A 3,320-nucleotide genomic window follows, 5' to 3' on the forward strand; every position below is an offset into this window, starting at 1 on the left:
GGGGCGGGGCGGCAGGTCGGGGAACACCACGCTCATATGTTCGCCGACCTGCCGCCCCGCACCAGGACAAAGGCACGCGCATGAGCGGCACGGAGAAGAAGACGGGCCGTGAGCGCGGCGAGGAATGGTGGCAGACCGACATCATCGAGATGCGGCCAGGTGTCATCCGGCTGCGTGGCTACGAGATCCAGGATCTGATCGGCCGCGTCAGCTTTCCGGCTGTCATCTGGCTGATGCTGCGCGGCGAACTGCCCAGCGAGGACCAGGCAGAATTGCTCGGCATTGCCTTGGCTGCCGCCGTCGACCATGGACCGCAGGCGCCATCGATTGCCATCGCGCGCATGGCTGCAACCTGCGGCGTCGGTATCAACAGCGCCATGGCCTCGGCCATCAACGTTCTCGGCGACGTGCATGGAGGCGCCGGCGAGCAGGCGCTTTCCTTTTATGGTGACATTGCCGTGGCGATTGATGCCGGGATGACGCTGAATGAGGCGGTCTCGGCGCGGCTCGACCGGTTCTTCGCCGAGGAGAAGGGCTATGTGCCGGGGCTCGGACATCGCTTCCATCCCGTCGACCCGCGCGCGCCGCGCTTGCTGGAACTGACCCGCGAATTTGCCGCACGCGGTGCCGTCAATGGGCGTTTCGCCGATATCGCCGAAGCGGTCGAGGCGGATGTCGAACGCCGCAAGGGGAAAAAAATACCCCTCAACATCGATGGCGCCACCGCCGTCATCTATGGCGAACTCGGTTTTCCGCCGCCGCTGACGCGAGGGCTTTTCGTGCTGTCGCGCTCGGTCGGCATCCTGGCGCATGCCTGGGAGCAGTCGCAGCAGGCCGAGCGAAACAAGGGGCCGCTGCCGCGCGAGTGGCTGTGGGCCTATACCGGCACGCCGGTGCGGCCGTTTCCCGAAAGCGATGACCCCGGCGAGTGAGGCTCTACGCCTGGTCCACCTGCACAGGGATCTTCAGCGTCTTCACCAACGTTGAAAGATCCGGCTCGTCGATGAGCATGGCCGCATCGGCTGGCGCCAGCCAGGCCCGCTGGCGTCGTTTGGCTTCCTGCCAGTCGGCCAGTTCCTCGCTCACCTCGAGCAGGTAGACGATGACGTCGACGCGGACAAAGCGATTTGCCAGCCGCTTCCAGTAGGAATAGGTGCCCGCCGGCTGCTTCAGCGTCTTGCCGAGCACGCCGGCTTCCTCCTGCGCCTCGATGGTGGCCGCCTTGCGTCCGCTCTTGCCCTTCATCGGCCAGCCCTTGGGGACGATGAAGCGCCTGGTGGTACGCGACGTGACCAGCATCACCTCGATATCGCCACGCGCGGTCAGCCGGAAGGGAATAGCCGCCACCTGGCGGATTCTCTCGCCCTTCTTTGCCTTGCGTACGGCCTTTTTCTTGGTGGCTGCCATTCGTCAATCCAGTCGATGCAATGCCGCATAGCGCGACAAGGCGTCGTTGCAAAACCAAAACTTTCGCATGTGCCAACGACACTCGAAATACATAAGTCGGCTAAATAAACGAAAAAGGCCTTGATGTCAGCGGCAATTGCTCACGGCGGTGGTGCCGATTATCTGTGTCTGGCAGCTTGGCTTGAGCTGCTGCACGACCGGTGGCGGTTGCTGAAAGATCTGGCGGTCCTGGGCGCGATTCTGCTGCTGTTGCTGTTGATATTGCTGCCGCTGTATCCTGTTTTGCAGGATTTGCAGGTCGTTCTGCCGGATCAGCGCATTGTTGCCGGTAGCGGGATTGAGCGCTTGCGCGGAAGCCGGCAGGCAAACGCCCGCCAGCACTGCCGTGGCCAGCATTGCCACTGTGAAGATCGTTGATGGCCGAAGTGCCGACATCCGTTCATTCCCGCGCAAAAACTCTGTCCTTTGATATAGGGCGTTTGCGCGTCGATGCCATGGCCAGCGGGTCGAGTATCACGAAATCGGGCGGTCCAATCGCTTTGTTCTGCGATTTCGGCCGCGAAACGGCAGATAGTCATCATATGATGACTATGAAACGTCGGTGGCTTTGGTCAGTGTTCCCCACGTAAATTTTTGGTTTCATCCGGCATAAGTTAATGTATTCTAATTGAGTCAGAGCTCCGCAAGTGGGAATACGGATGCCCTGTTTTAATGCATTGAACCTTATTGCACAGTGCCGGCATCCTTATTGCAATTGCATGAGCAGAGCATAGCGGTGGCGTCGGACTCAAGCAGGCATTGAGGCGCGCCCCCGTAAAATGGGGGGTAAGTGCATGGCTTTGTTCACAGAGCGCGTTGCCGTATTGTCGTGCGCATCGGCCGACGACGGTTCAGCCAGGGCATGTTCTGAGGAAGTTCTTCGTGATGCCGCGGCGACTCAGAAGGGTTTGCCCGGCCGGCCGAATCAATGTCTCGCCACTCTGCCCAAACGGATAGCTCGATTGCTTTGCGCTACGGCACTGGTGGGGCTGGTCTTTCCTTACGCTCAATCTCCGGCCCATGCGCAGCAATTGTCCATCAATACGGATGGTGCACCGGGCGACAATGGTGATGACGGAATCGGTACTGCTGACGCCGGAGATGGCCATTCGCCGGTGGCGCCGGCTACGGGAACGAATAGTGTCGGCCGCACGACCTCCGGGGAGGCCGCTTTCGTTGGCAGCGCCCGGGGTGGGCGCGGCGGCGATGGCGGCTCGGCTGTCCATGCAACAGCCGTCCCGCCTTTTGTGGAGATCAAGGGTGGTAAAGGCGGCGATGGCGCCAAGGGCGGAACCGTCGATATAACAAACAACGCATCTGGCGCCCTCGAAACATCGGGGGACAATGCTCCCGGCATATCGGGCGACGCCAGCGGTGGGGATGGTGGTAACGGCGCATGGGCATTCGCCATCGCGGTAGGCGGTAAGGGCGGCGTCGGCGGGCGGGGTGGCGATGGCGGCACGGCGACCGTGACCACTACGATCGAAAGCAATATCATCACGCACGGGGTCAATTCGAACGGCATCACCGTCAATTCCAGCGGAGGGCGCGGCGGCAATGGCGGCTTGGGCGCTGCGATCGGTGCCGGCAAGGGTGGCAATGGCGGCAATGGCGGTTTCGGCGGTGACGCGAAAGGCGATAATGCCGGCTCCATTTCCACGGACGGGGCTTTCTCGAAGGGTATGCTTGTGCGGTCGGCGGGCGGCGTTGCCGGTGATGGTGCAAGTGGTTTCGGTATCGTGGGTAACGGCGGCAATGGGGGCGTGCCGACAATCGGCGGCAATGCCGAGGGGATAAACTCCGGGACCATCACAACTCGGGGAGATTTTGTCAGCGGCATGGTCGTGCAGTCGGTTGGCGGTGGCGGCGGCGGC

At 62.0% G+C, this 3,320-nt stretch carries 3 protein-coding genes and 1 pseudogene; 2 read left to right on the forward strand and 2 right to left on the reverse strand.

Annotated features, from left to right (window positions below; translation table 11 throughout):
- Positions 1 to 80: 80 nt before the first annotated feature.
- Complete coding sequence (locus ENZ75_RS25940; RefSeq protein WP_063168996.1) at positions 81 to 932, forward strand: citryl-CoA lyase; 852 nt, start codon at positions 81 to 83, stop codon at positions 930 to 932.
- A gap of 4 nt (positions 933 to 936) precedes the next feature.
- On the opposite strand, the gene ENZ75_RS25945 is transcribed toward ENZ75_RS25940, so the two are convergent.
- A complete protein-coding gene (locus tag ENZ75_RS25945; protein WP_013529616.1) occupies positions 937 to 1,407 on the reverse strand; it encodes an NUDIX hydrolase in 471 nt (156 codons plus the stop codon).
- 126 nt (positions 1,408 to 1,533) lie between these two features.
- Positions 1,534 to 1,803 (reverse strand): hypothetical protein, encoded by a 270-nt coding sequence (locus ENZ75_RS25950; RefSeq protein ID WP_245481238.1) that lies wholly within the window; start codon positions 1,801 to 1,803, stop codon positions 1,534 to 1,536.
- Between the two features lie 437 nt (positions 1,804 to 2,240).
- Between ENZ75_RS25950 and ENZ75_RS25955 the strand changes: the two are divergent.
- Positions 2,241 to 3,320 (forward strand): annotated as a pseudogene (locus ENZ75_RS25955) (autotransporter outer membrane beta-barrel domain-containing protein); the annotation flags it as partial.

Origin of the sequence: Mesorhizobium sp. M7A.F.Ca.CA.002.04.1.1 (genome assembly GCF_004022805.1) — a bacterium.
In the GTDB taxonomy this organism is placed as follows: Bacteria; Pseudomonadota; Alphaproteobacteria; order Rhizobiales; family Rhizobiaceae; genus Mesorhizobium; species Mesorhizobium ciceri.